This window comes from Flavobacterium sp. (genome assembly GCF_044361015.1).
Classification (GTDB): Bacteria; Bacteroidota; Bacteroidia; order Flavobacteriales; family Flavobacteriaceae; genus Flavobacterium.
Genome location: NZ_JBIKJL010000033.1, coordinates 1 through 19,927, shown reverse-complemented (window position 1 = coordinate 19,927; position 19,927 = coordinate 1). Strand labels below are relative to the sequence as shown.

General features: G+C 34.0%; 18 protein-coding genes. 8 read left to right on the top strand and 10 right to left on the bottom strand.

The genetic code is table 11. The features are described from left to right. Positions 1 to 138: 138 nt before the first annotated feature. Positions 139 to 2,640: a M14 family zinc carboxypeptidase gene (locus tag ACIQ2Z_RS08985; protein WP_396183808.1), complete on the bottom strand. Its 2,502-nt coding sequence runs from the start codon at positions 2,638 to 2,640 to the stop codon at positions 139 to 141. Positions 2,641 to 2,803: 163 nt separating this feature from the next. Here ACIQ2Z_RS08985 and ACIQ2Z_RS08980 point away from each other — a divergent pair, with 163 nt between their 5' ends. Then, positions 2,804 to 4,228: an L-serine ammonia-lyase gene (locus ACIQ2Z_RS08980; RefSeq protein WP_396183807.1), complete on the top strand. Its 1,425-nt coding sequence runs from the start codon at positions 2,804 to 2,806 to the stop codon at positions 4,226 to 4,228. Here the strand turns inward: ACIQ2Z_RS08980 and ACIQ2Z_RS08975 are convergent. Genes ACIQ2Z_RS08975 through nhaD form a run of 6 tightly spaced genes read right to left on the bottom strand, consistent with a single transcriptional unit; the run spans position 4,225 to position 8,456 of the window. Further along, positions 4,225 to 4,416, bottom strand: coding sequence for a hypothetical protein (locus tag ACIQ2Z_RS08975; protein WP_396183806.1), 192 nt, complete (start codon positions 4,414 to 4,416; stop codon positions 4,225 to 4,227). The genes ACIQ2Z_RS08980 and ACIQ2Z_RS08975 overlap by 4 nt on opposite strands. A 9-nt stretch (positions 4,417 to 4,425) precedes the next feature. Next, positions 4,426 to 4,602 carry a hypothetical protein gene (locus ACIQ2Z_RS08970; RefSeq protein WP_396183805.1) on the bottom strand — a complete coding sequence of 59 codons (177 nt, stop codon included), beginning with the start codon at positions 4,600 to 4,602 and terminating at the stop codon, positions 4,426 to 4,428. A gap of 5 nt (positions 4,603 to 4,607) precedes the next feature. Next, positions 4,608 to 5,993: a radical SAM protein gene (locus ACIQ2Z_RS08965; protein WP_396183804.1), complete on the bottom strand. Its 1,386-nt coding sequence runs from the start codon at positions 5,991 to 5,993 to the stop codon at positions 4,608 to 4,610. Beyond that, positions 5,990 to 6,727, bottom strand: coding sequence for a prolipoprotein diacylglyceryl transferase family protein (locus tag ACIQ2Z_RS08960; protein WP_396183803.1), 738 nt, complete (start codon positions 6,725 to 6,727; stop codon positions 5,990 to 5,992). Before ACIQ2Z_RS08960 ends, ACIQ2Z_RS08965 begins: the two co-directional genes overlap by 4 nt. Before the next feature lie 2 nt (positions 6,728 to 6,729). Continuing rightward, positions 6,730 to 7,161: a nuclear transport factor 2 family protein gene (locus ACIQ2Z_RS08955; RefSeq protein ID WP_396183802.1), complete on the bottom strand. Its 432-nt coding sequence runs from the start codon at positions 7,159 to 7,161 to the stop codon at positions 6,730 to 6,732. 8 nt (positions 7,162 to 7,169) lie between these two features. Then, entirely contained in the window at positions 7,170 to 8,456 is a 1,287-nt protein-coding gene (nhaD, locus tag ACIQ2Z_RS08950; protein ID WP_396183801.1) for a sodium:proton antiporter NhaD, read from the bottom strand. 128 nt (positions 8,457 to 8,584) lie between these two features. Here nhaD and panB point away from each other — a divergent pair, with 128 nt between their 5' ends. The 6 genes from panB to ACIQ2Z_RS08920 all read left to right on the top strand — a co-directional run bounded on the left by panB (position 8,585) and on the right by ACIQ2Z_RS08920 (position 14,940). After that, on the top strand, positions 8,585 to 9,403 hold the full coding sequence (gene panB / locus ACIQ2Z_RS08945) for a 3-methyl-2-oxobutanoate hydroxymethyltransferase (RefSeq protein ID WP_396183800.1): 819 nt from the start codon (positions 8,585 to 8,587) through the stop codon (positions 9,401 to 9,403). A 28-nt stretch (positions 9,404 to 9,431) separates the two neighbouring features. Beyond that, positions 9,432 to 10,121 (top strand): RluA family pseudouridine synthase, encoded by a 690-nt coding sequence (locus ACIQ2Z_RS08940; protein WP_396183799.1) that lies wholly within the window; start codon positions 9,432 to 9,434, stop codon positions 10,119 to 10,121. Positions 10,122 to 10,145: 24 nt separating this feature from the next. Next, on the top strand, positions 10,146 to 11,474 hold the full coding sequence (locus ACIQ2Z_RS08935; RefSeq protein WP_396183798.1) for an aldehyde dehydrogenase family protein: 1,329 nt from the start codon (positions 10,146 to 10,148) through the stop codon (positions 11,472 to 11,474). Positions 11,475 to 11,484: 10 nt separating this feature from the next. Continuing rightward, complete coding sequence (locus ACIQ2Z_RS08930) at positions 11,485 to 12,270, top strand: hypothetical protein (RefSeq protein ID WP_396183797.1); 786 nt, start codon at positions 11,485 to 11,487, stop codon at positions 12,268 to 12,270. A gap of 304 nt (positions 12,271 to 12,574) precedes the next feature. After that, positions 12,575 to 13,432, top strand: a complete 858-nt coding sequence (locus ACIQ2Z_RS08925; protein ID WP_396183796.1) for a neutral zinc metallopeptidase — start codon at positions 12,575 to 12,577, stop codon at positions 13,430 to 13,432. Between the two features lie 152 nt (positions 13,433 to 13,584). Continuing rightward, complete coding sequence (locus ACIQ2Z_RS08920; protein WP_396183795.1) at positions 13,585 to 14,940, top strand: hydroxymethylglutaryl-CoA synthase family protein; 1,356 nt, start codon at positions 13,585 to 13,587, stop codon at positions 14,938 to 14,940. A 191-nt stretch (positions 14,941 to 15,131) separates the two neighbouring features. On the opposite strand, the gene ACIQ2Z_RS08915 is transcribed toward ACIQ2Z_RS08920, so the two are convergent. Next, positions 15,132 to 15,452: a transposase gene (locus ACIQ2Z_RS08915; protein WP_396183794.1), complete on the bottom strand. Its 321-nt coding sequence runs from the start codon at positions 15,450 to 15,452 to the stop codon at positions 15,132 to 15,134. Between the two features lie 135 nt (positions 15,453 to 15,587). Further along, a complete protein-coding gene (locus tag ACIQ2Z_RS08910) occupies positions 15,588 to 17,123 on the bottom strand; it encodes a YifB family Mg chelatase-like AAA ATPase (protein WP_396183793.1) in 1,536 nt (511 codons plus the stop codon). A 176-nt stretch (positions 17,124 to 17,299) separates the two neighbouring features. Between ACIQ2Z_RS08910 and ACIQ2Z_RS08905 the strand changes: the two genes are divergently transcribed. Next, positions 17,300 to 17,944 carry a DUF2490 domain-containing protein gene (locus tag ACIQ2Z_RS08905; RefSeq protein WP_396183819.1) on the top strand — a complete coding sequence of 215 codons (645 nt, stop codon included), beginning with the start codon at positions 17,300 to 17,302 and terminating at the stop codon, positions 17,942 to 17,944. Positions 17,945 to 17,979: 35 nt separating this feature from the next. On the opposite strand, the gene ACIQ2Z_RS08900 is transcribed toward ACIQ2Z_RS08905, so the two are convergent. Next, positions 17,980 to 19,927: protein-disulfide reductase DsbD family protein (locus tag ACIQ2Z_RS08900; RefSeq protein WP_396183792.1), on the bottom strand; the 1,948-nt coding region annotated here is incomplete at its 5' end.

The window sequence follows — 19,927 nt, the reverse complement described above, 5'->3', positions numbered from 1 at the left end:
GTTTTTAATTCGTTTTTTAAAACTTGATTTGCTAAAGTCAAGGATTATGCCAAGCCTAAAAACAAAAAAACAATGTCATATTTTAACTGACGCATCAGGAAAAATATGACATTATGGCATTTTATTAATAACTTTTTCCTAATCTACCAAAAACAACGCATTACTAAATAGCAAGTTCCCATTCTCCCAAAAGCCTCTGAATAAGGGATTGTCAATCATATAAATCACTGTTCCACCACCCACATTATCCACTGCATAAGAAACAGATTCTTCCAAATGATTTTTAAGCTTACTACCTATAAAACCAAAACTTTGGTATTTTTTCGGCACATAAATTACATTCTGAGCTCCTTTTAGCAATTTAAAGTTGGATTCACTGGTTTTTAAGCTAAAGTATTTATCGCCCAAACCAAAGGTTAGCGGATGCGATTTATCTATAACATTTTCAACAATCGCACCAGGAACATAGCCCATAATTGAACGTCTTTCAGAGCCTTCATAATCTAAAAATCGAACCATTAACTCTTCCTGTTCCATTGATTTTTTAATGGACTCTTTTTCATCATCGGTTGCAAATTTTGTTAAATGATATCCCGGACGGTCTTCAAATTGATTGACTGCACCCCCAATAGCAATAACTTTTCCTTCTTTAGATACAAAATCATCAATTCTTTTCTTTTGTTCATCAGAAAATCCATAATATCCTTCCGGTAAAATGAGCGTATTGTATTCGGTTAAGTCAACGCGATTAAAATGTTGCAACTCCACGATACTTAGAGGGTATTCTATAACTTGGTCCATAAAAAACCAAACCTGACCAAAATCGATATTACTCACGCCTGAACCTCCTAAAACTAAAACTTTAGGAGCTTTTAAAAGCGGATAATTTTCACCACCTAAATCGCCTCCTTTTTTAGCAAAACCACTACCTAAAGTAACATAGTCCTCTTTTTCCTGAATCAAGTTTTGAATTGTTTGTTCAAAATTCGGAATTTTTGAATTATCACCTTTAGTAATCACCAAGCCACCTTTTTCAACTTTTACATCGTCAAAAAACACTTCCTTTTTAGCAGCTCTTACTTTAATTTTACTTTGGTGTAAAAGACTCAAAACTCTTGCAGAACTTCGATTATTCCACGGGATATAAAATGCATATACATTTTCTGATTTTAATGGAATTGCAGCATCTACATTCGATTTTGTTTTAACAGCCAAATTACCTTTAACTGCATAACTTTCTACGCCATAAGCAAACGGTAACGACCATGCTGTAATGTCATAAGATAAACTATCTGTCAATTTTTGATTAGGCTCAAATAATACTTGTGTAAGAACTGCACGAGGCTGATCTACTTTAATAATCAAATCGTTTGGCTCAATTGTAAAGGAACCATCTTTATTGGTTTGGTAGTGATAACCGGATAATTTTCGTGTTTCATCCGCGAAAGAACTTTCAATTCTGTTCCTTTCCAAAAGTTTGACCAACTCTAAATTTTTAGGATTGCTTTTTACGATATACGTTTGGTATTTTCCTTTGGGTTTGGTTCGATTATCTTTAAAGTAAGCTTTGAATTCTTTTTGCAAAACATCTTTTTGTACAAATGACAATTCAACAACTGCCAACAATGCCATGGCGTGGTGATCAATCCGATCTTGGATGGTTAATGTTTCTCCATTTCTAAGCAAAACTGCTCTTCCTGCTCCAATACCGCCTTGCTCATAAGTCATACCAACCGCTCCATTATAGCACGGATAAGTGTCGCCATAACTTGGATAAAACAAGTCAAAACGTTCACCTGAATAATACATCCAACCTTCTTTATCAAATTTCTTGGAGGTTATCTCACCAATTTTTTTGTGAAAATCTCGCTGAAATGGAGCTATTTGTTCATGATAAGGTTCAGCAGCCGGTGGGAAGAAATACGGTTCATTATAACCCATTTCATGAACGTCAGCGTGAACCATTGGCATCCATTGATGATATAAATCCATTCGTAATTGTGTTTCAATTTGTGTTTGCCAAGCCCAATCCCGATTTAAATCGTACACATAATGATTCTGTCTGCCTCCAGGCCAAGGTTCCATGTGTTCTCTATCTGACAATCCGGGATGTGTTTTTTTACTTGAAATATCACGAAGCCAATTGACATAACGTGAAAAACCATCTGGATTCAAACAAGGATCTAAAATAACCACGATGTCCTGCAACCAATTTTTTGTGTCTTTATTATTTAGGTTTATCAATTCATAAGCTACGCTCAAAGCACTTTCAATGGCACCAATTTCGTTTCCGTGCACATTAAAACTCAACCAAACAATCGTTTTATCTTTTAAATTTGTTGATTTATTTGGATACAAACCAATGGCGTTCAAATGATTTTTTCGAATGTCTTCTAAATTTTTTAGATTTTCCGGAGTTGAAATATAATACGCATTCAAATTCCGTTCCTGAGTAGTTTCGCCATACTTCTTATGCTGTATCCAGTTGGAAGTGGCAACCAAATGTTCAAAGTACTTTTCAACTTGATGATAGTAAGTCACTTGCTTGCCGTAATTAGGCAAAAATTCGGCGGGAGATTTAGTTTGCGAATAGCCAATAGTAACCAGGAAAAATAAAACAATAGATAGGCAACGATTCATTTTAAAAATTTTAGAAATCAAATATATAAATTAAAGAAGTAAAAAAGCTTAATTATTATTTCATTGGGATTATAAATGGTAAAAATTCAAACCTGTTTTTTAAATTGCTTTCGAAAATGCTTCAAACTATGCACTATATTTGCACTACTAAAACGATATAGTTATGGAAGAATGTATTTCTGTTTTTGATATGCTTAAAATTGGTGTTGGACCCTCAAGTTCACACACATTGGGGCCATGGCGAGCTGCCGAGCGTTTTTTGGCTGAAATTCGAAAAGAGAATCTTTTTTCTACTGCTGTTCGTGTGAAAGTAGATTTATACGGTTCTCTTTCACTAACCGGAAAAGGTCACGCCACTGATTATGCGGTTATGCTGGGTTTAAGCGGTCAGGATCCTGAAACTATTCCGGTTGCTGACATTGACGGAATAGTACAAGCCATTAAAACGAATAAAAAAATTAAATTAGGCAACGAGATTTGGATTGATTTTGATGTAGAAAAAGACATCGTATTCAACAAAAACTTCCTCCCTTTCCATGCCAATGGATTAACTTTTACAATTATTACTACTAAAAAAGAATACAGTGACACTTTTTATTCCATTGGTGGCGGATTTGTAGTGACCGAGCGAAGAAGCAATGCCAAGCACAATCAAGAAATAAAATGTGCTTTCCCTTATCCTATTCAAAAAGCAGATGAATTATTAGCCTATTGCATCAAAGAAAATAAATCGATTTCTGAAATTGTCTATGAAAATGAAAAATCAATGCGTTCTGAAGAAGAAATCAACCATGAGTTGATGCGAATTTGGGACACCATGTTAGAATGCATTTACATCGGCTGTCACTCTGAAGGAATTTTACCCGGTGGATTAAATGTTCGCCGAAGAGCATTTGACATGCACGAAGGTTTAAAAGGAACTGTTCCCTATGCAAATCCGCAAGAATGGTTGGAAACCATCAGAAAAACAGAAGTTAAGTTCCGACAAATATTAAAATGGGTCAGTTGTTTTGCATTGGCTGTGAATGAGGTAAATGCTGCTTTAGGCCGTGTAGTTACAGCACCTACCAATGGAAGTGCCGGAGTAATCCCTGCTGTTTTGATGTATTATCTAGTTATTGAAAACCACGAAGCGGGAGATAAAGAAATCAAACAATTTTTATTGGTTGCTGGCGAAATTGGAAGTATCTTTAAAAAAGGAGCTACTATTTCTGCCGCCATGGGTGGTTGTCAAGCTGAAATTGGTGTATCCAGTGCCATGGCTGCAGCAGCTTTATGTGAATTGATGGGAGGAACGCCTGCTCAGGTAACTATGGCTGCCGAAATTGCAATGGAACATCATTTAGGAATGACGTGTGATCCGATTGGTGGTTTGGTTCAAATTCCGTGTATAGAACGCAATACAATGGGTGCAATTAAAGCCATTAATGCAGCTGAATTGGCTTTAGAAACAGATGCATTAAATGCAAAAGTTCCATTAGATAAAGTAATCAACACCATGTGGGAAACAGCCAAAGACATGAACTCCAAATACAAAGAAACCAGCGAAGGTGGATTGGCAGTTGGTGTGAACTTGGCGGATTGTTAATGCAAATTCAATTTAAAATAAGCTGCACAAGTTCCAAATCCAATGATGAAAGCAATGATGGATATAACCATTATTCTTAAACCTAACTTTCGTTTCGATTCAAAAAACAACATTATAATACCAATAACAAAACTGATTAAACTCAGTATTGCTACTATTATACCAAAACCAACAAAAAATTCATCCATATTTTTTATTTAAGCGATATTAATTATTGCAAAGCAAGAACCAAAACCAATTACTAATCCGATTATTCCGTATATCAACAATTTTAATCCTCTTTCTTTTTTTTCACTGATAAAGGCATATTCGATAAAACCCACTATTACCATCAGGAAACTAATTAGAAAAACCGTAATAAAAAATGCTCCCATACTTTCTATTTTAATTGTTTTCTTATTTCATCAATCTTATTATCTCTATAAAAAATATTCATCGTTTCAAACGGAATGATCTTCATCTTGTCGCTTACAATGTGCACGCATGATTTTTTGACAGCTCGAACATCAAAATCATACGGATCCATAAAATTCATAATCAATACTCTGAATAAATTACTGTAACTCAAATTTTCCGATTTAACTCTTGGCAAACAACACATCAATTCACCAAACGTTTCTTCCGCACAATCTACCGAAATTCCAGTACTGAAAAGATTCAACATATGGGATTTTAATTTTTCATCGTGTTCAAAAACAATTGTGTTCATGGAATTATTCAACAAATCTTCAGGGTTAATTAAATGCGTCATCGGAAAAACTTCTCCGTCTACTTTGAGTGCATAAGCCATGCAAAGTGCATCCGGATTGCATGGCACAGGGATTAAATCTTGTGGCTTAAAAAGCGGATATTGCTCATAAATTTTTCGTCGTACTTCAGTTAATGTTATTCTTCCTTCCCCATCATTATAATTTTGATTTCTTCCGGCCACTTGCGTAGGTTGAAACGTAACTCCGCGAACACATTTTTGTTGCAAAGCGTAGTCGAGAATTGCACCAATTTCATCATCGTTTACACCTTTTTGTAGTGTGATAACCAACGTTGTTGAGATATTATATTTATTTAAATATTCAATTGCTTTTTTTCGTGTTTCGGTTAAATCTTCGCCTCGTAATTTTTCTAAAACGTCCGGTTTAAAACTGTCAAACTGAAGATACAATTCAAAATCCGGCATATAATCGGCTAACTTCTGAACAAATTTTTCATCTTTGGCTATTCGAATTCCGTTCGTGTTAACCATCAAATGTTTGATTGGTTTGGTTTTAGCAATATCTAAAATTTTAAAAAAATCAGGATGAACAGTTGGTTCGCCTCCTGAAATCTGAACTACGTCCGGTTCTCCCTCATTAGCCACAATCACATCAAACATTTTTTCTATTTCATCCAAGGTGCGATGACGACCATAATTTGGTCCTGAACTTGCATAACAAGTCGGACAAGTTAGATTGCATCGATCTGTCACTTCGATGATAGACAAGCAAGAATGTTGCTCATGATCGGTACACAATCCACAATCATACGGACATCCATAATGCACTTTTGTGTTGAATTTCAGAGGCATTTCGGATTGCTTATTGTAATTTCGAATTTGCTTGTAATATTCCACATCATCCGCAATCATCACTTTTGAATCGCCATGTGTTTTACAATGCTTTAGCATAAAAACCTGATTATCTTGAAATACAATTTTAGCATCGATGGTATGTAAACATTCCGGACACAAACTTTTGGTGTAATCGTAATAAATGTAATCTCTTGTTTTCATTGACTTACTCTCTTGAAAATTCTTTTTATAAAAGTAACATAATACACAAATATAAATAAAGCCGACCAATGAATACTACTCAATCCAAAAAATAAAGGTTCAAACGGTTTTAAAAACTCAACGCCAAAACGATACAAAAAATAGAGCACCATAAAAAGTTTAAATCGGTCACCATTTATTAATTCTACTTTCTTAATCTTCCAGAAAAAGAATAAAAGAAACAACATGAACATCATTTCATACAAGGCAGTTGGGTGTCTTTTTAATCCGTCTCCCAAATCCATTCCCATAAAGAAAGTGGTTTCAATGCCGTATGTTGGTTCTGTAATTCCGGCAAAAAAACAACCAATTCTTCCAATAAAAACAGCAATTATGATAGGTATAACATACAAATCACCAGAAGAATTTTTCTCTCCAATTATTTTTTTAACTAATTCAACCCCAAATAATCCTCCAAAAAAACCACCGGCAACTGTTTTGTTCTGGTAAAAAGTGAGCCATGTCATTTCAAAAAGTTGTGAAGGAGTTTCCAAAGCCGCTATAATTCGAGAACCTAACAATGCTCCAAGCATGGCTCCTACCAAAATCCAAAGGCGATTGATGTTTGAAATTGGATCTGCTGTTCGCTTTTTCAAATAATAATACAATCGAACACCCACAAAAAACGCCAAAACTTCAAAAAAATAATGAACGGGTTCAACAGATTCAAATCCAAAAGTTACTGGAAATCTCATAGTTATTTCCTCCTCGTATCCAAAATATAAACCACTTTCCAAACCCCATTTTCCTGAAATAATTGAAAAGAATTTACGCCTGAGTGACTCAATTTGTCATTTACATAAAACTCGTAGGGTGTCCAAGCATGAGCCATTGCACCATCTATTTGGATAGTGTAGTTTAGTATTTTCTCCTCAAATTTCATCGTTATGGGAATAGAAGCAATGGATTTATAAAAATTCGAAGCCTTTTCAACTGAAAATTTAGTTCCGTTTCCCGATTCAGAAATGGAATGCAAAACCAAATTTTCGGTACAAACCGATTGGAGTTTGATAGAATCGCGTTGGTGAAAAGCCTCAAAAAAAGTTTCAATGGTTTGTTGAATTTCTTTCTCTTGTGCAAAAGAAAGATGACTTATTAAAAGTAAAAGTATGATATATATTCTTTTCATAAACTTGCTTAATGGGTTAGCCAATTGAGAGCTAAGAAAGCCACTATGCCTGCAACATACCCTGCTACTGCTAAAGGCATAATTTTTTTCAAATACCACATAAAAGTTATTTTTTCTTTCTCCATAACCGCTATACCTGCAGCAGAACCGATAATTAACATACTGCCTCCTGTTCCTGCACATAATGCGATAAAATCCCACAATGAATGATCCATAGGATATTCGGTTAAAGGAAACATCGCTTGCGTTGCAGCAACTAAACTACCGTTATCCACAATCGATGATAATACCCCTATTGCTATAACCATTGTGTCTATATTAGGTAAGGTTCTCAATAAAAAATCAGCAAACGTGCTCAATATTTCAGTATCCTGAAGAGCATAAACCATCAATAAAATTCCCATAAAGTAGAGTATAGAACTAACATCAACTTTTGACAATGCATGAGCCACAGAAAATAAGTCCTTTTCAGATTGTGATTTTTCGCGATGATAAATTAACGATACCAAAGCCACAAATCCTAAAGCAATTAAAACCCCAATAAAGGGTGGCAAACCTGTTATTGATTTGATTACCGGAACCATAACTAATCCAAAAACACCCGCTAGCAGTACACTTACACTGCCATACATTTTTTCTTCCCTTTTAACATCCTGCATTGATAACTGCACGCGAAGTGCAGCGAAACCTCTCATACGAAAACTTGCAATTATTAACGGCACCAGAATGACAAATAATGAAGGTACAAACAATACTTTTACAATTCCTAAGGCACTAACCTGGCCTCCTATCCATAATAAGGTTGTGGTTACATCTCCAATAGGACTCCATGCACCACCGGCATTTGCTGCAATTACAATTATTCCCGCAAGAATCATTCTAATTTCACCTTTAGGCATCAATTTTTTTAACAAGGTTACCATTATGATCGCGGTAGCTAAATTATCTAATAATGCCGACATAAAAAAGGTGACGCCTCCTACAATCCAAAGTAAATTAAGTACTGATTTAGTTCGAATTCGATGGGTAATAACAGCAAATCCCTTATGCAAATCAATTAATTCTACAATTGTCATCGCTCCTAACAAAAAGATTAGCAAACCGCCAATCTCTCCAAAATGTCCTGTTAACTTTTCTGCAAGTAAATGCTGATCGCCCTTATAAAACAAAGCAAAAAACACCCAGCATAAAGACCCGGTGAGTATTGCTGTAATCGTTTTATTTATTTTGAAAGGTGATTCTAATATAACCAAAAGGTATCCTAAAATCGCGATGACAAGTACTATTGTAGTCATTTTTATGTAAGATTTTATAAAAGCAAATGTAAGTAGATTATTAATCAATTTATTTCTTTTCTTTTATTTTTTATGCAATAAACAAACATTCCTTACATTTGTAAGTTTCGTTAACAAAATTTAATATTATGTCCACCTCAAAAAAAGATTACAAGAGAATTACCACTAAATCATTATTTGATATGAAAGCCAACCGCGAAAAAATATCGATGCTAACCGCTTACGATTATACGATGGCTAAAATTGTTGATGCTGCGGGGGTTGATGTTATTTTGGTAGGCGATTCTGCCAGTAATGTAATGGCAGGACATGAAACAACATTACCCATTACTTTAGATCAAATGATTTATCATGCCAATGGTGTTGTTCGAGCTTGTGAACGTGCATTGGTAGTGGTAGATTTGCCTTTTGGAACTTATCAATCCGACCCAAAAGAAGCCTTGCGTTCTGCTATTAGAATTATGAAAGAAAGTGGCGGTCACGCAGTCAAATTAGAAGGCGGAGGAGAAATCAAAGATTCTATCAAAAAAATATTAAATGCGGGCATTCCGGTTATGGGACATTTGGGGTTGACTCCGCAATCTATTTATAAATTTGGGACCTACACCGTTCGTGCAAAAGTAGAAGCGGAAGCCGAAAAATTGATTGAAGATGCCAAATTATTGGAACGCATTGGTTGTTTTGCATTGGTTTTAGAAAAAATTCCGGCCAAACTAGCTCAAAAAGTGGCTGAAAGTATTTCTATTCCCGTTATTGGGATTGGTGCAGGTAGTGGTGTTGACGGTCAGGTTTTAGTTTTACATGATATGCTAGGCATGACACACGAATTTAATCCGCGTTTTTTAAGAAGATACATGAACTTATATGAAGACATGACCAAAGCTATCGGACAATATGTTACCGATGTAAAAGCAGTTGATTTTCCCAATGCAAACGAACAATATTAATCAAATTTGAAAATGAAATAATTTGAAAATGAAACTACTAACTACCAAAGATAATCTCCAAATTCTTCATGAGGATAATCATTTGATTGTAGTGAACAAAAGGGTTGGGGATATTGCTCAAGGTGATACTTCAGGAGATAAACCTTTACCGGATATTGTCAAAGAATACTTAAAAGAAAAATATAATAAACTAGGAGAGGTATTTCTAGGAGTTGTTCATCGACTTGATCGACCTACCACAGGAATAGTTGTATTTGCTAAAACCAGTAAAGCCTTAACTCGAATGAATGAGTTATTCAGTTCAAGAGAAACACAAAAAACATATTGGGCAGTCGTAAAAAATAAGCCACCAAAAGAAGAAGACACTTTGATTCATTTTATAAAACGAAACCAACAAAACAATACTTCAAAAGCTCATTTAAAAGAAGTTCCTGAGAGTAAAAAAGCAAGTTTAAGTTATAAAATTATTGCAGAATTAGATAATTATTTTGTTTTAGAAATTGAGTTACATACCGGTAGACACCACCAAATTAGGGCACAATTACAAACCATTGGTTGTCCTATAAAAGGAGATTTAAAATATGGCTTTGACAGAAGTAATCCTGACGGAGGAATTCATCTACATGCGATAAAATTGTGTTTTATTCATCCCGTTTCTAAAGAAAAAATAGAATTAATTGCTCCTATCCCCAATGATATTATTTGGAATTCGATATAAAGTTTAATTTTTGATTATCAAGTTATGAGTATACTCGTCTCTCCCCAAAAAAGAAAAAAATTGCTCAAAAAGCTACTGATTACTATTCAAAATCATGAATCAGCTATTATTGAAGCCTTACAAAAAGATTTTAAAAAACCTCCTTTTGAAACCTATATTACAGAAATCAATTATGTAATTTCTGATTTAAAACATACGATTTCAAATGTTGAAAATTGGTCTAAACCAAAACGGGTTTGGCCCTCTATTTTGAATTTTCCTTCTTCCGATTATATTTATACGGAACCTTATGGTAGAGTACTCATAATCTCGCCTTGGAATTACCCATTTCAGTTAGCTATGTGTCCACTAATTGCTGCTATTGCTGCCGGAAATACTATTGTTCTAAAACCATCTGAACTAACCTTTAATACATCCCAGCTTATTACAAAAATTGTTGAGGAAGTTTTTCATGTAAAAGAAGTGGTTGTTGTACATGGCGGAGCTGAATTCACGCAGTCTTTATTAGAAAAACGGTGGGATTATATCTTCTTTACCGGTAGTGTGTTTGTTGGTAAGATTGTGGCTCAAGCCGCTGCAAAAAACCTAACACCTTACACACTTGAATTGGGAGGAAAAAACCCTTGTATCGTTGATGAAGGTGCAGATTTAGAAATTGCGGCAAAACGAATTGTTTGGGGTAAATTCATTAATGCCGGACAAACTTGTATTGCCCCTGATTTTATTTTAGTTCAAGGAAAAGAAAAATACAATTTTGTAGAATTATTGAAAAAAGAAATTATACGAGTATATGGTGAAAATCCAGAAGAATCAAAAGATTTTAGCCGAATTATCAACTCTAAAAATTGGCATCGTTTAAAAGAAATGATAGACCATACTAAAGTGCTTTACGGTGGGACAACAAATGAATACGAAAAATACATAAGTCCAACATTACTTGACGAACCCAGCCTGAATAGTGTGGTAATGAAAGATGAAATTTTTGGTCCTATTTTACCAATTATATCTTATCATGATGAAAAAGATTTAGAAAATATTATTTCAAAAAATGAAAAACCATTAGCATTATACGTTTTCACAAACGATAAAAAATTTGCTGAAAAAATGATTACAAAATTTTCTTTCGGTGGAGGATGTGTAAATGATTGCATGGTTCATTTTTCCAATCATCGATTGCCTTTTGGAGGTGTTGGTCATAGTGGAATTGGTGCATATCATGGTAAATTAGGTTTTGATTCTTTTTCTCATCATAAAGCGATTGTGAAAAAACCGAATTGGGGAGATAACCCAATTCGATATGCTCCTTATAAAAACAAATTGAATTTTATAAAAAAAGTTTTATCTTGGCTCTAAAATATAACGTATGGAAAATAAAGACACGCAAATTAAACATGCCATTACATTTGGTTATCCTCTTGATTTTGGATTAGTTATTGAAAAATCCTTTGAAAACTATAAAAAAATTGCCTTACTTGGTGGTGCAACATTATTATTATTGATGATAGCCTTGATTGGTATCGCATTCACCATGTTCACCGCATTTATGGGAGCATCCGATTTAACTGAAACCTTAACCGATTTTAATCCGCTAAATTTTTCTACTGTTGGAATCTTAATTTATATTGGAGTATTGGTTCTGATTTCAGGACTTTTTAGTCCAATTGGAGCCGGTTTTTTAAAAATGGCTCATTTAGCAGAAGAAAATAAAGAGTTCACTATGGGGGCTGTTTTTGACTATTATAAAACAATTCATTTTAAAGAATTATTTATTTCCGCTTCTCTATTAGCAGTAGTGAATTTAGGAATCAGCACCACTTTAGATTCTATGGGTTTAACTTTTTTAGGTACTATAATAACTTACATCATTGGATTTTTAACTTTTTTAACCGTTCCTTTAATCATTTTTGCAAATCAAAATGCTTTTGAAGCGATTACAAAAAGTGCACAATTAATTTTTAAAAATCCTTTTATAATTTTCGGATTAATTATTGTTGGGATTATTGGAATATTTATTGGACTAATTGGGTTGTGTATCGGGATCTTTTTCACAATGCCTTTTTGGTACTCTTTAACTTATACTATCTACAATAACATTATACCTATAAACGAAGAAAGTGAAATTGAAGAAATTGGAAACAACCTAGAATAATTATTTAAAATAAAAAAATAGTTGTAGTTATTATGCAACTCTTTTTTTTATATTTTTAGACTTGAAAAACAAACCCAAACAAACAAATGCCCTCATCTTTTTCTCTGAAAATGTATTTCTTTATTTTTTGTAAACTTTTTATCAAGTATAATTTATTCAGTAACAATAAATCAGAAAATAATTGATAATGAAACCGTTGCACTAAATAATTTTAAAAAACATTATTGGTTAGCAATATTATTAATTGCAATGGGTGAAATAATGATAACTTTTTTTACTTTTATATAATTCAAAATTTAATACTATGAAATGGGAAGGTAGAAGACAAAGTTCAAACATGGAGGATCGAAGAGGAATGGGAACCACGGGAAAAGTGTTTGCCGGCGGGGGTTTAATCGGTCTGGTTTTTCTTGTTATACAAATGTTTATGGGCGGTGGTGACAATGCCCAACTAATGCAAGAACTGCAAAACCAAATGCAACAGCAACAAACAGAAACCGGTCCGGCTCAACCTTTAAGTGAAGCTGACCAAAAAATGGGTGAATTTGTTGCAACAGTTTTAGCCGATACAGAAGATGTTTGGCATAGAATTTTTGAGGAAAATGGTATAAAATATGTTGAACCAAAAATGGTTTTATTTCGTGGCGCTGTTCAAACAGCTTGCGGTGGAGCTTCGTCTTCCTCAGGCCCTTTTTATTGCCCCGGAGATCAAAAAATATATATGGATTTAGACTTTTTTGATGAACTCCGAACCCGTTTTGGTGCAAAAGGCGGCGATTATGCCATTGCCTATGTGATTGCTCATGAAGTAGGTCACCATGTACAAACACTATTAGGAACTTCAGGTGAAGTTCGTAAACTACAACAAAAAGTAAGTGATGTGGAAGGTAATAAATTATCCGTATGTTTAGAGCTTCAAGCTGATTTTTATGCCGGTTTATGGACACATTATAATCAAAAATATCTAGAAGAAGGCGATATCGAAGAAGCTTTAAGTGCAGCTCAAGCAGTTGGTGATGATGCCATTCAAAAGAAAATGCAAGGTCATGTCGTTCCTGATTCGTTTACACATGGAACTTCTGAACAACGTGTAAAGTGGTTTGGTAAAGGTTTTAAAACAGGTGATATCAAACAAGGCAATACCTTCGCAACATTGAATTAAAATCAGTTTTTGATTAAAAAATTGTTCTTTTCAAAAAAATAACTTCCCTTTTTTAAAACTTTCGTAAATCGTTTTAAAATAGATAATTTTTATGATTTGTTTATCAATAATTGGAAGGCTCTTTTTTAATTTTGTGCTTCAAATTTTTCAACATGAACGTTGGTATAGACAGCATATCTTTCGATATTCCTAAAATTTATTTATCCATTTCAACTTTAGCATCACACCGAGGCATTGAACCTGGAAAACTCACTAAAGGACTAGGTTTACAAAAAATGAGCTTCCCGGATGTTAACCAAGATGTAGTTACTTTTGCAGCAAATGCAGCCTTTAAACTAATTCAACAGGATAATTATAATCCAACAACTATTTCAAGAATTTATATAGGTAGTGAAAGTGGCGTTGATAGTTCAAAACCAATTGCCTCCTACTTACTTAATTTGTTAGAAAATAAACTAGGCCAAGGTTCATTCCGCAATTGTGATGTGGTAGATATTACCTTTGCTTGTATCGGAGCTGTTGATGCTTTACAAAATTGTTTGGACTATGTTCGACTAAATCCTACTAAAAAAGCAATTGTAATTGCCACTGATAATGCCAAATACGATTTAAACTCAACTGGAGAATATACACAAGGTGCCGGAGCTATAGCGATGTTAATTTCTTCAAATCCTAGAATTTTACGTTTTTCAAATGAAGTAGGTGTTTCTACTGAAGGTGTTTTTGATTTCTTTAAACCACGCCGCTATTTTTCTAAAGAAAAAATTACCAAAAAAAATGATAATCCGAAATGGTTAAATGTGTTGGAAAACGAAGTTGCCATTTACAAAGAGCAACCCGTTTTTGATGGTCAATATTCGAATGAATGCTATATTAACAGAATTACAGAAGCCTACGAACATTTTAAAAAAGAAAGTCAACAAAGTGGAAAAATCTATGAAGATTGGTCTTCCATTTTGATGCACCTTCCCTACTGTTTTCAAGGAAGACGTACTTTTATAGAAATTTTTTCTAAAGAAAATCCGGAATTGTTAACCAAACAAATAGGAGAAACTGAAAAAGATAAATTAAAAGCATTGACTAAAAGTCCGGAATATTTAGAACTTATCAATCAAAAAATCTATCCCTCAGAAATTGCTTCCGGACAAGTAGGTAATATTTACACAGGTTCAATCTTTTTAGGACTACTTTCTACGCTAAGTTATCATGTTCAACAAAATTCAACATTAACCAATCAAAAAGTTGGCTTTATTGCTTATGGTAGTGGGTCAAAATCAAAGGTTTTTGAGGCGTCCCTTTCAAGCGAATGGAAATCGCAAGTTGAAAAAATTTCACTATTTGATCATTTAGGAAAATGCCATGAAATAGACTTCGAAACATATGAAAAATTACATAAAAAAGAATTAAAACAATCCGTTTTAAAACCTAAAAAAGAGTTTGTTTTAGATTATATCGAAAATGAAAACCCAGTACTTATTGGAGCACGATATTATAAGTTTATGGATTAAATTTCGTCCGTTTTCAATCTTCTCCGAGCTAAAGTACTAAATTTCGTCCGACTTCAGTCGCATAATTTATTTCCTTTTTTTTCAAAAACCTCTATTATCTTATCATACTCCTCACCAAAAGGTTTTTTACCATGATGATTTTCTTGATTTTTGATATAATTTCGAACTCACTTCAAAATAGATTCAGAAACTCACAATGCGAAAAATTCACTTTGCCATTCAAATTTTTTCCCTTTTAAATTCGGAAATAAATCAGGGTTGTGGTTAATCCAATATGAAGATTCTCCTTTAATTAATTGCATTACTTTTTCAACACTTTGATTAATTCCCTGTGAAATCAAACAATGACAATGATCTTCATAACCCTTAACAAAATCAACATGAATTGATTTTTGTTTTGCATTTTCTTTGATATGATTCCAAACCAACTGTCTCGATTCAATTGTGTTTAAAAATGGATATCTGTTTTTTGTGCACCAAACAAAATGTATATAAATTTTTAGATAGGGCATATAATTATGATTTTGGATTATATTTTTTAATTCTCCTCCAACTTCAGTCGGAGGCAAGTTAGTGCTGAATAACAGGTAATATTGATTATGTTTTAATAATTGATATTGATTTTTGACATTGAAATTGATTTTTGCCTATCCCAACCAACCTTCCCTATCCAAACTTCTATATTGAATTGCCTCAGCAATATGTGAAGGTTTTAGCAATTCTGATGATTCTAAATCTGCAATTGTTCGGGCGACTTTTAATATTCTGTCATAGGCTCTAGCTGACAAATTCAGTCTTTCCATAGCTGTTTTAAGTAATTGTAATGATATTTCATCAAGCACACAAAATTCTCGAATCAGTTTACTGCTCATTTGAGCATTATAATGAATAGATGGCAACAAATCGAACCTAACAGTTTGTAATTCTCTGGCTTTAGTAACTCGTTTTCTTATTTCTATACTGCTCTCCGCTTTTCTGGTTTCGGTTAATTTTTCAAATGGAACGGGGGTTACTTCAATATGAATATCAATTCTATCCAATAACGGCCCTGAAATCTTGCTCAAATACCGTTGCATTTCGGCCGGTGATGAACTTATTGGAGCATCCGGATCATTAAAATAGCCACTCGGACTCGGATTCATACTCGCAACCAACATAAAAGAAGAAGGATAGGTAATCGTAAATTTTGCTCTGGAAATTGTAACTTCTCTATCCTCTAAAGGTTGACGCATCACTTCTAAAACTTCTCGTTTAAATTCCGGAAGTTCATCTAAAAACAATACACCATTATGTGCCAATGAAATTTCACCCGGTTGAGGATAACTTCCTCCTCCAACTAATGAAACAGAGGAAGCAGTATGATGCGGACTCCTAAAAGGCCGTTGGCTCATCAATCCGGCTTCTTTGGTTTTACCGGCAACAGAATGTATTTTGGTAGTTTCCAAAGCTTCTTTCATGGTCATAGGTGGTAAAATACTCGGTAATCTTTTTGCCAACATTGTTTTACCCGAACCCGGCGGACCAATTAAAATGATGTTATGTCCTCCAGCGGCAGCAATTTCCATACAACGTTTAATACTCTCCTGTCCTTTTACATCAGAAAAATCAAATTCAGGAAAATCTAATGTTCTGGAAAACTCTTCTTTGGTATCGATAATAGTAGGTTCAATAGTTCCATTTCCTTCAAAAAAATCAATGACTTGTAATACATTTTCAATTCCATAAACGTCCAGACCTTCCACTATTGCAGCTTCTTTCACATTTTGAATGGGAAGAATAAAACCTTTAAAACCTTCTTCTTTCGCTTTTATAGCTATTGATAAAGCTCCTTTAATAGGTTGCAAACCGCCATCTAGAGATAATTCCCCCATGATGACATATTGATCTAATTCATCCGCTCTAATTTGTCCTGAAGCAACTAAAATACCAATTGCCAAAGTAAGGTCATAAGCGGAGCCTTCCTTTCTTAAATCGGCCGGTGCCATGTTGATGGTGATTTTTTTAACCGGTAAGGAATACCCGTTATTTTTGAGAGCAGCAGCTATTCGATAACTACTTTCTTTAATGGCATTGTCGGGTAATCCGACTAAGTGGTAGCCCACTCCTTTATCAATATTTACTTCTACGGTAATTGTGGTGGCTTCCACACCGAAAACGGCACTTCCAAATACTTTAACTAACATGGCGTATAAATTTATCTATGACAAATATCACAAATAGATTGATAGAAAAATAGTATTTTTAAAAATATTTTTATAATTCTTTGTGAAAACAATCAAAACCATTGCCTTTATTATAATTTTAACTAGCTGTTTTTAAAGCATTTTCACAAAGTGAAACTGAAAATGAAAAACTTTGGATTGGTTATCTTACTCAATCAAAAATATCAAAGAACTACTCGTTGTGGAACGACACCCACTGGGTACCTGATAATTTTTATATCATTAGAACGGGTCTCACGTATCACTTTGAAAACAAACTCAAAACAACCAGCACTTTAGGATATGCGGTGGCTTGGTTTTATCCGCTTGAAAATAATGATACTTTTCGATTAGAACAACGGATTTGGGGGCAAACCACATCCGTTCATGCCAGCTCAACCTTTAATTTTTTTCATCGATTGCGTTACGAGGCGAGGTTTAGAAAAACGATTATTGAGAATCGAGCTACTTCCGATTACAACTTTAATTATCGATTAAGGTACTTATTTCAAATGCGATATAATTTCGATAAAAATCCAAAAACGGGCAATCGCTTTTACACGTTAGCTTCTGATGAAATTATGTTCAACGCCGGCGAAGAAATCACCAATAGCTTCCGATTTGACCAAAATAGAGTTACTTTGGGATTTGGTTATCAAACAAAAAACATGTCGTTTCAATTGGCTTATATGAAACAACTAATTTTAGCAAATACATCCGATATCTCTAAAGTAAACAACAATTTGCAACTATTTATTTTTCACAATTTTGATTTTACTTCAAAAGAAAAATCCCCGAAATAATTGTATTTCAGAGATTTTATAATCCTATTCGATTACTACTTATTAAACTTTGAAATTCCGTTTTGTAACCACTTTTCATACTTTTTAATATCCGGATCATAACTTGTTGAACCATCAGAAATCGTATTTCCGTCAGTATCCAAAATTAAATATTGTGGTTGAGAATTCGTTTCGTACTTCGTAATTTGAAAATCACTCCATTTATTACCAATAGTTTTGATTCTTTTGCCGGTTGTAGGAGAAACATAAATATCCTTTTCATCAAGAGCCTCTTTATCATCAACATAAAGTGATATCAGCACTAATTCATCTTTTAAAATGGAAAGTACTTTTGGATCAGACCAAACATAATCTTCCATTTTACGGCAATTCTCGCAACCATGACCAGTAAAATCTAAAAGAACTGGTTTATTTACCGATTTAGCATATTTCAATCCTTTTTCATAATCTGTAAACGCTTGCAAACCATGTGAAATTACTTTTGTGTCTTTTAATAAATCTCCTTCTCCGGTATTTCCTATTCCGTAAGGACTTTCACTGTAATATAATGGAGGAGGAAAACCTGAAATTAATTTTAAAGGAGCTCCCCAAAGTCCGGGAATTAAGTAAATTGTAAAACTTAAAACAAATAACCCCATAAATAATCTTCCTGTAGAAATGTGTGTAATTGGACTATCGTGAGGCAGCGAAATTTTTCCGAATAAATATAAAACCCAAGCAAGAAATACAGCAACCCAAATAGCTAGAAAAACTTCTCTTTCCAATAAATGAGCTTGAGAAACTAAATCTGCTTTTGATAAAAATTTAAATGCTAAAGCTAATTCTAAAAACCCTAAAGAAACTTTTACTGTATTTAACCATCCACCTGATTTTGGTAAGGAGTTCATCCAACCCGGAAACAACGCAAATAACATAAAAGGTAGAGCAATAGCGGATGAAAATCCTAACATACCTACAATTGGAGCAATTCCGCCTTTAGAAGCAGCTTCAACAATCAACGTTCCAACAATCGGACCCGTACATGAAAATGACACAATCGCTAACGCTAATGCCATAAAAAAGATACCGATGATTCCGCCTTTATCAGCTTGACGATCTACTTTATTTGCCCATGAATTGGGTAAAACAATTTCAAACGCTCCTAAAAATGATGCGGCAAAAAAGACTAATAATGCAAAGAAAATTAAGTTAAATGCTACACTTGTCGAAAGCTCATTCAATGCATCAGGACCAAAAATGGCGACAATGGCAGTTCCTAAAAGCACATAGATTACAATAATTGATACACCATAAATGATTGCATTTTTAATTCCTTTCGACCTATCTTTACTTTGTTTAGTGAAGAAACTTACCGTCATTGGAATCATTGGAAATACACAAGGTGTCAGTAACGCTAAAAACCCTGAAAAAAATGCGACAATAAAAATAGTCCAAAGTCCTTTTTGTTCTTCTTTCTTTTTTTCTTTTACGGGTTGAACTTTTGTTACTTTTATTTGAGTGGAATCATTAACTGTTGCTGCCGCAGCAACCACAGTAGCTGTATCAACAACTGGTGCAACAAGTGTTTCGGAGGCTGGTATTTTTAATGCCGGCAACTTAAAATCAAAACTTTTGTATTGTTGGATACATTGTTCCAAACAAGCTTGGTATTCAACCTCAACTTTAATTGATTTTAAAGCAGGATTTGCAAGTTTTACAACTTGAGAAAACTGTGCTTTTCCTTCAAACATGTACTCGTCTACTCCAAAAACATCGCTATACACTTTTTTGTATTTGCTTTCGGTTGTTTTACCAACCAACTGATAGTTTCCCTTGGCACCGTCATAAATAAAAACGGTAGGTAACGAACCTCCATCCGGCGTAAACTGCGAAAAGAAATGCCATTCTTCTTGAATGGTTGCATCAAATTTTAATAAAAATTCGGTGTCTGATTTTTGTTCAATCGAAGTTTTCCACTTAACAGGATCTAAAATTTGTGCCTGT